General features: G+C 71.5%; 8 protein-coding genes. 2 read left to right on the top strand and 6 right to left on the bottom strand.

Going from position 1 to position 6,527, the window contains the following annotated elements; translation table 11 throughout:
* Positions 1-96: 96 nt before the first annotated feature.
* The 6 genes from ACFU5F_RS41920 to ACFU5F_RS41895 all read right to left on the bottom strand — a co-directional run bounded on the left by ACFU5F_RS41920 (position 97) and on the right by ACFU5F_RS41895 (position 4,049).
* On the bottom strand, positions 97-1,476 hold the full coding sequence (locus ACFU5F_RS41920) for an 8-oxoguanine deaminase (RefSeq protein ID WP_383898892.1): 1,380 nt from the start codon (positions 1,474-1,476) through the stop codon (positions 97-99).
* A 10-nt stretch (positions 1,477-1,486) separates the two neighbouring features.
* Complete coding sequence (gene pucL, locus ACFU5F_RS41915) at positions 1,487-2,380, bottom strand: factor-independent urate hydroxylase (protein ID WP_383898890.1); 894 nt, start codon at positions 2,378-2,380, stop codon at positions 1,487-1,489.
* Positions 2,381-2,384: 4 nt separating this feature from the next.
* A complete protein-coding gene (gene uraH, locus ACFU5F_RS41910) occupies positions 2,385-2,786 on the bottom strand; it encodes a hydroxyisourate hydrolase (RefSeq protein ID WP_383898888.1) in 402 nt (133 codons plus the stop codon).
* Positions 2,783-3,307, bottom strand: coding sequence for a 2-oxo-4-hydroxy-4-carboxy-5-ureidoimidazoline decarboxylase (uraD, locus tag ACFU5F_RS41905; RefSeq protein ID WP_383898886.1), 525 nt, complete (start codon positions 3,305-3,307; stop codon positions 2,783-2,785). The genes uraH and uraD overlap by 4 nt, the downstream gene beginning before the upstream one ends.
* Positions 3,308-3,432: 125 nt before the next feature.
* A complete protein-coding gene (locus ACFU5F_RS41900; RefSeq protein ID WP_383898885.1) occupies positions 3,433-3,801 on the bottom strand; it encodes a helix-turn-helix domain-containing protein in 369 nt (122 codons plus the stop codon).
* On the bottom strand, positions 3,798-4,049 hold the full coding sequence (locus tag ACFU5F_RS41895) for a hypothetical protein (RefSeq protein ID WP_079081786.1): 252 nt from the start codon (positions 4,047-4,049) through the stop codon (positions 3,798-3,800). The genes ACFU5F_RS41900 and ACFU5F_RS41895 overlap by 4 nt, the downstream gene beginning before the upstream one ends.
* Positions 4,050-4,185: 136 nt before the next feature.
* Between ACFU5F_RS41895 and ACFU5F_RS41890 the strand changes: the two genes are divergently transcribed.
* Positions 4,186-5,025, top strand: coding sequence for a TIM barrel protein (locus ACFU5F_RS41890; protein ID WP_383898883.1), 840 nt, complete (start codon positions 4,186-4,188; stop codon positions 5,023-5,025).
* Positions 5,026-5,114: 89 nt separating this feature from the next.
* Positions 5,115-6,005 carry a 2-hydroxy-3-oxopropionate reductase gene (locus tag ACFU5F_RS41885; protein WP_383898881.1) on the top strand — a complete coding sequence of 297 codons (891 nt, stop codon included), beginning with the start codon at positions 5,115-5,117 and terminating at the stop codon, positions 6,003-6,005.
* Positions 6,006-6,527 lie beyond the last annotated feature (522 nt).

The raw sequence follows: 6,527 nt of genomic DNA, 5'->3' as shown, positions 1-6,527 counted from the left end.
GCGCATGCTCGTCGCGCCCCGGAGACCGCCGCCGCGGACCGGGTGGGGTCCGCGGCTCCGGCCGAGGGCCGTCCCCCTCGGCCGGAGTTCAGCGGGTCACGCCTCGGCGGCGATCCGCGCCAGACGCCGGGCCTCGTCCCTCGTGGAGCGGGCGATCGCGTCCTCGTCGACGTGCAGCAGCCGGCCGTTCTCCACGATCTGCCGGCCGTTGACGAACGACGCCGTCACCGGGGCGGCGGCGCCGAGGACCAGGGCGGTCACCGGGTCGGCGATCGAGGCGTGGGCCAGGGTGTCCATCTTCCACAGGACGAGGTCGGCGAGCTTGCCCGCCTCCAGTGAGCCCGTCTCGGCCGCGCGGCCGAGGACCTGGGCTCCGCCGTACGTCCCGAGGCGCAGGGCCTGACGAGCGTTCAGGGCGGCCTCCCGGTGTGCGCCCAGCCGGTTGACGAGCAGCGCGTTGCGCAACTCGGTGTGCAGTTCGCCGGACTCGTTGGAGGCCGTACCGTCGACGCCGAGGCCGACCGGGACGCCGGCCGCGAGCATGTCGGGGACGCGGGCGATACCCGCCGCCAGTCGCGCGTTGGACGAAGGACAGTGGGCCACACCCGTCTTCGTGCGGGCGAACGCGGCGATGTCGGAGTCGTTCATGTGGACGCAGTGCGCCATCCACACGTCCTCGCCGAGCCAGCCGGTGGACTCGAAGTAGTCGGTGGGGCCCATGCCGAACAGTTCCTTGCAGAACTGCTCCTCCTCGACGGTCTCCGAGCCGTGGGTGTGCAGCCGCACCCCGAGTCGGCGCGCCAATTCGGCGCCCTCCCTCAGGAGTTCGGTGGAGACCGAGAACGGCGAGCAGGGGGCGACGGCCACCTGGGTCATCGCGTCGAAGGAGGAGTCGTGGTGCTCCTTGACGGTGGCCTCGGTCGCGGCGAGCGCGCCGTCGAGGGTCTCCACGGCGAAGTCCGGGGGCAGACCGCCGTCCTTCTCGCTGCGGTCCATGGAACCGCGGGCGAGGGTGAAGCGGACGCCGGTCTCGCGGGCGGCGCGGATGATCGCCCCGGACAGGTCGCCGGACCCGGCCGGGAAGACGTAGTGGTGGTCCATCGCGGTGGTGACGCCACCGCGGGCCATCATCGCCAGCGAGCCCTGGGCCGCCGCGTAGACCATCTGCTCGTCGATGCGTGCCCAGGTCGGGTACAGCGCGACGAGCCAGTCGAAGAGGTTGTGGTCGGTGGCCAGGCCCCGGGTGATCCACTGGTAGTAGTGGTGGTGGGTGTTGACCAGGCCGGGCGTCACCAGGTGGCCGGTGGCGTCGACACGCCGGACGACGTCCGGAAGGCCCTCGGGGGCCCGGCCCGCGCCGAGCGCCTCGATGCGGTTGCCGGCGATGACGACATGACCGTCGGCGTACTCGGTGTCGTCGGCGTCTACGGTCGCGATCGCACAGTTCTCGATCACGATGCGCTGAACTGCTGCCATGGTGCGCCCCTCAGAGGTTGGTCAGGTCCGCCGGGATCTTCGCCTCGCGCCCGTCCCGCAGGACGGTCGCCTCGATCAGCCCGTAGGGCCGGTCGGCGGCGAAGTACACCTCGTTGTCGTTCTTCAGGCCGAACGGGGTCAGGTCCACCAGGAAGTGGTGCTTGTTGGGCAGCGAGAAGCGGACCTCGTCGATCTCGTCGCGGTTGTCGATGATCCGCGAACCCATCTGGTACAGGGTCTGCTGGAGCGAGAGGGAGTAGGTCTCGGCGAAGGCCCTGAGCATGTGCTGCTTGGTCTGCTCGTACGACGTGTCCCAGTCGGGCATCTCCTGGGCGTCGTCCGTCCAGTTGAAGCGCCAGCGGCCGGACACCTCGGTGGCGAGGATACGGTCGTGCGCCTCGGGCAGGGTCGTGTACTTGTCCTTGACGTAACCCCAGAACTCGGAGTCGGTCGAGTTCATGACGGTGAGGTCCTTCAGGCCGGAGACGACCTCCCACGACGAGCCGTCGTAGGTGATCTGCGCCAGCCGGGTCTCCTGGCCCGTGCGGGCGAAGGAGTGGGCGCCCTCGCCGCCGTGCTCGATGCGCTCCCAGGCGTACTCCTCGACACGTATGCGGGCCCGGTGGATGGCCGGCTGGGAGGTCACGAAGTGCCGGGCCAGATGGATGGCGAACCGCTCGGCGGACTCGATGCCGTGCTCCTTGGCGAACGCGTACACCGTGTTCTTGGTGGTGTCGGTCGGCAGGACGTTCGCGTTTGAGCCCGACAGGTGGACCTCGGCCATGTCGCCGGAGAGCGACACGGAGACGTTCAGGTCCTTGATGTGGTGGGTGGCGCCGTCCCGCGTGATCTTGACGACCCGGTTCTCGGCTTTGCCGTACTGGTTCGGTCCCAGGATGGGCATGGTGCTAGCTCCCTCGGTATACGGAGTAGCCGAACGGGTTGAGCAGCAGCGGTACGTGGTAGTGCTCGCCGGGCGTCACCGCGAAGGTGATGACGACCTCGGGGAAGAACACGGCACCGCTGTCCCGGTTCGCGGGGGCGTCCTGCTGCGCATCGGCCTGCTGGTTCACGGTCTGTGCGAGGTACGGCTCGACCTCGAAGTCGAGGCGTACGTGGGTCGTGCCCTCCGGCGGTGCCGGGAGGTCCTTGCAGCGGCCGTCGGCGTCGGTCGCCGAGCCGCCGAGTGCCTGCCAGTCGGCGTCGCGTCCCGCTCGGGCGGCGAGACGGACGGCCACACCCTCGGCGGGGCGGCCGACGGAGGTGTCCAGGATGTGCGTGGACACCGAGGCGGTGGTGCTGGTGCTCATGACGGGGCTTCCTCTTCGACTTCGACGAGCCGGGCCAGGCGGATGCGGTTGATCCTGCCCAGTTCGGTGCGGACGATCTCGCGTTCCCGCTCCGGCGCGTTGCCGATCCGCTCCCTGAGCGCGTCGCGCATCTGCTCGCCGGTGCGGCCGGTGGCGCAGATCAGGAAGACATGGCCGAACCTCTCCTGATAGGCGAGGTTGAGTTCCAGCATCTCCGCCCTGAGCCGGTCGGAGGCGTCGGCCATCCCGCGCTGCTCACGGGCCGAGGTCGCATCGCCCGGCTTCGGGCGGCCGATCGGCGGGTGCCCGGCCATGGCCTGCGCCAGATCCTCCTCGGTCAGTTCGGCCATGGCGGCGTCACCGGCGGCGAGGAGGTCCTCGACGGTGGCGTAGGGACGGCCGGCGAGAAGGCGACGCCCCCAGGCGGCCGAGGTGCACGCCTCGTGGAGCGCCGCGGCGGCCGCGTGCTCCTCCAGGGTGTTGAAACGGGCGAGGCCCGGTGCCGAAGAACGCGAAGTCACGGGAGCCTCCGTGGCCGTGGTGCGGGACTGGCTACGGCAAGCTAACGCCCCACGACGACATCACGTCAACAGTTTGTTGAAAAATCGCGGTGACGGCCGGTCCCGCCGCGCGGCCCCGGACCGCCTCAGGACTCCTTCTCGCGGTTGAGGTAGTTGTAGACGGTGAAGCGGCTGACGCCGAGCGCGGTCGCCACGGTCTCCACGCCATGGCGCACGGAGAAGGCGCCGCGCGCCTCCAGCATCCGTACGACCTCCTGCTTGGCCTTGCGGTCGAGGTCGGCCAGCGGCCGGCCCTTCTGGCGCTCCAGCGCGGCGAGGATGTGGTCCAGCGACTCGGCGAGCTGCGGCAGGCGTACGGCGACGACGTCGGCGCCCTCCCAGGCGAGGACGACGTCGTCGGGGCCCGCCTCACCCGGCGGCAGCAGCAGCCCGCCCATGGCGTCGACCAGCGGCTTGACGGCCGCGATGAAGGGTTCGTCACCGGCGCCGGTCACTCGCCGGCCTCCCCGAGCACATTGATCTGGAGCGAGATCCGGGTGGCGCCCGACTCCAGGGTCCGCCGCAGCAGGGCGTCCACGGCGGTGAGCACCGCGTCGGCACCCCCCTCCGCCGTGTTGCCGAACGGGCCGACGTCGACCGCGTCCAGGGCGGCCGCCTCGACGACCTCACGGGCCACGAGCGCGTGCGCGGGGGCCTCGTCGAGGTCGAAGGGCTCGGTCGTGAACTCCACTCTCAATCGCACGGGCACAACCTAACGCGCGGCGCCGTTTTCCACCGAGCCCTCTTGACAAGCCCCGGCGACCGGCGGCAATCTTCCGTTAAGCAGAAACTAACTTCCACTATATGGAAATCATCACGGAAGGGAGCGGCTGAGGCGCATGGGATTCGCGGAGCAGCGCTACAACGTCAACCTGTCGATCCTCTTCACCGAACTCCCGCTCCTGGAGCGCCCCGCGGCCGCCGCCGCGTCCGGCTTCACGGCGGTCGAGCTGTGGTGGCCCTGGGTCGACTCCCCCACCCCCGCGCGGTCCGAACTCGATGCCCTGCGAGGCTCGTTGGAGGACGCGGGCGTGCGGCTCACCGGGCTGAACCTCTACTCCGGTGTGCTGCCGGGCCCGGACCGGGGCGCGCTGTCGATCCCCGGCGTGGAGTCGGAACGCTTCCGCGCCAACATCGAGGTCGCCGCGGCCTTCGCCGAGTCGGTCGGCTGCACGGCGCTCAACGCCCTGTACGGCAACCGGGTCGACGGCGTGGATCCGGCCGAGCAGGACGCGCTGGCCCTGGACAACCTGGTGGCGGCCGCCCGCGCGGCCGACCGGATCGGGGCGATCCTGCTGATCGAGGCCCTGAACCGGGTCGAGTCGCCGCGCTACCCCCTGGTGTCGGCCCCGGCCGCCGTCGGGGTCGTCGACCGGGTCGACGAGGCGTCGGGCCTCGGCAACGCGCGCTTCCTGATGGACCTCTACCACCTGTCCATGAACGGCGAGGACCTGCCGCGGGTGATCACCGAGTACGCGGGACGGACCGGCCACGTGCAGATCGCCGACAACCCCGGCCGCGGCGCACCCGGCACCGGCGGCCTCCCGCTGGAGGACCTCCTCGACCAGCTGGCCAAGGCCGGTTACGAGGGTCTGGTCGGCCTGGAGTACAAGCCGGGCGACCGGCCGAGCGCCGAGGCCTTCGCATGGCTCCCCCGCGAGGCCCGCGCGGACCGCTGAGCGCCCGTGCCGCCGTCGTGGGCCCCCGCCCGGGGCCCTGCGCCCCACCCCCGAAGACGCCACAGAGCAGTCAGAGAGGCATCCTCACCATGAGCAGTCTTCCCAGGATCGCGTGGATAGGTCTCGGCATCATGGGGTCCCCCATGTCCGAGCACCTGATCAAGGCGGGTTACGAGGTCACGGGCTTCACGCTGGAGCAGGACAAGCTCGACCGGCTGGCCGCCGCCGGCGGGACCCCGGCGGCCTCCGTCGCCGAGGCCGTGCGCGACGCCGATGTCGTCATCACGATGGTGCCCGCCTCCCCCCAGGTCGAGGCCGTCGCGTACGGCCCCGACGGCATCCTGGAGAACGCCGGGGCCGGCACCCTGCTGATCGACATGTCCTCCATCACCCCGCAGACCTCCGTCGACCTGGCCGTGGCCGCGAAGGAGAAGGGCATCCGGGTGCTGGACGCCCCGGTGTCCGGCGGCGAGGCGGGCGCGGTCGAGGCCGTGCTCTCCATCATGGTCGGCGGCGATCCGGCGGACTTCGCCGAGGCCGGGCCGGTCTTCGAGGCGCTCGGCCGGACCGTCGTGCTGTGCGGTCCGCACGGTGCCGGACAGACCGTGAAGGCCGCCAACCAGCTGATCGTCGCCGTGAACATCCAGGCGTGCGCCGAGGCGGTGGTCTTCCTGGAGAGGTCGGGCGTGGACCTGACGGCCGCGCTGGACGTACTGAACGGCGGGCTCGCGGGGTCGACCGTGCTGACCCGCAAGAAGGACAACTTCCTGAACCGGGACTTCGAGCCGGGTTTCCGCGTCGACCTGCACCACAAGGACATGGGCATCGTCACCGACGCCGCGCGCACCGTGGGCGCCGCCCTGCCGGTCGGCGCCGTGGTGGCCCAGCTGGTCGCCTCGCTGCGCGCCCAGGGCGACGGCGGCCTCGACCACTCGGCCCTGCTGCGGGCCGTCGAACGCCTCTCCGGCGCCCCGGTCTGAGTCCGGCGCCTCCCCCCGACTTCCGGTCCGTGGCGGCGCCGACATCTGTCCTGTCGCGCCCAGGCTCCGCCGCGGGCCGGAACCACCGTTCCGGGTACGCCGACTTCCTGAGCCGCGTCGGCGGCGCACCTCGACACGGGTACGCCTCCTGACGGCGGGTGAGGGTCTGGCCGAGGCCGGGCAGGGGCCCCCGAAGTGCGGGAACCGCCCGACCCGGCGATCGACTCCATGCATTTCCCGACGGCGTCCGGTCCCTGGTGATCACCCATCAGCCACCGGACGCACCGCCCGCGACCGTTTCCGACCGACCCGGATGAGGGGTGCGCGTCGGACACGCGCGGGCAGGGCACGGACCGCGGCGGCGTGCGCGCCAGTGCGGTGGTGCAGGTTCCGGCCCGCGTCTCGACGTGAGGGACGCGGAACCGGCGCCGACGCATCCGCCGCGGTCCGTCCCCCCACGCAGAACACCCGTTGTACCGGCGCACCCCGCACCGGCCGGCGGGACCCGACGAGGACCGGACC

Source organism: Streptomyces sp. NPDC057438 (assembly GCF_042802995.1).
Taxonomy (GTDB): Bacteria; Actinomycetota; Actinomycetes; order Streptomycetales; family Streptomycetaceae; genus Streptomyces.
Note: the sequence above shows the minus strand (reverse complement) of the source record. Positions and strands in the feature narration are given on the sequence as shown.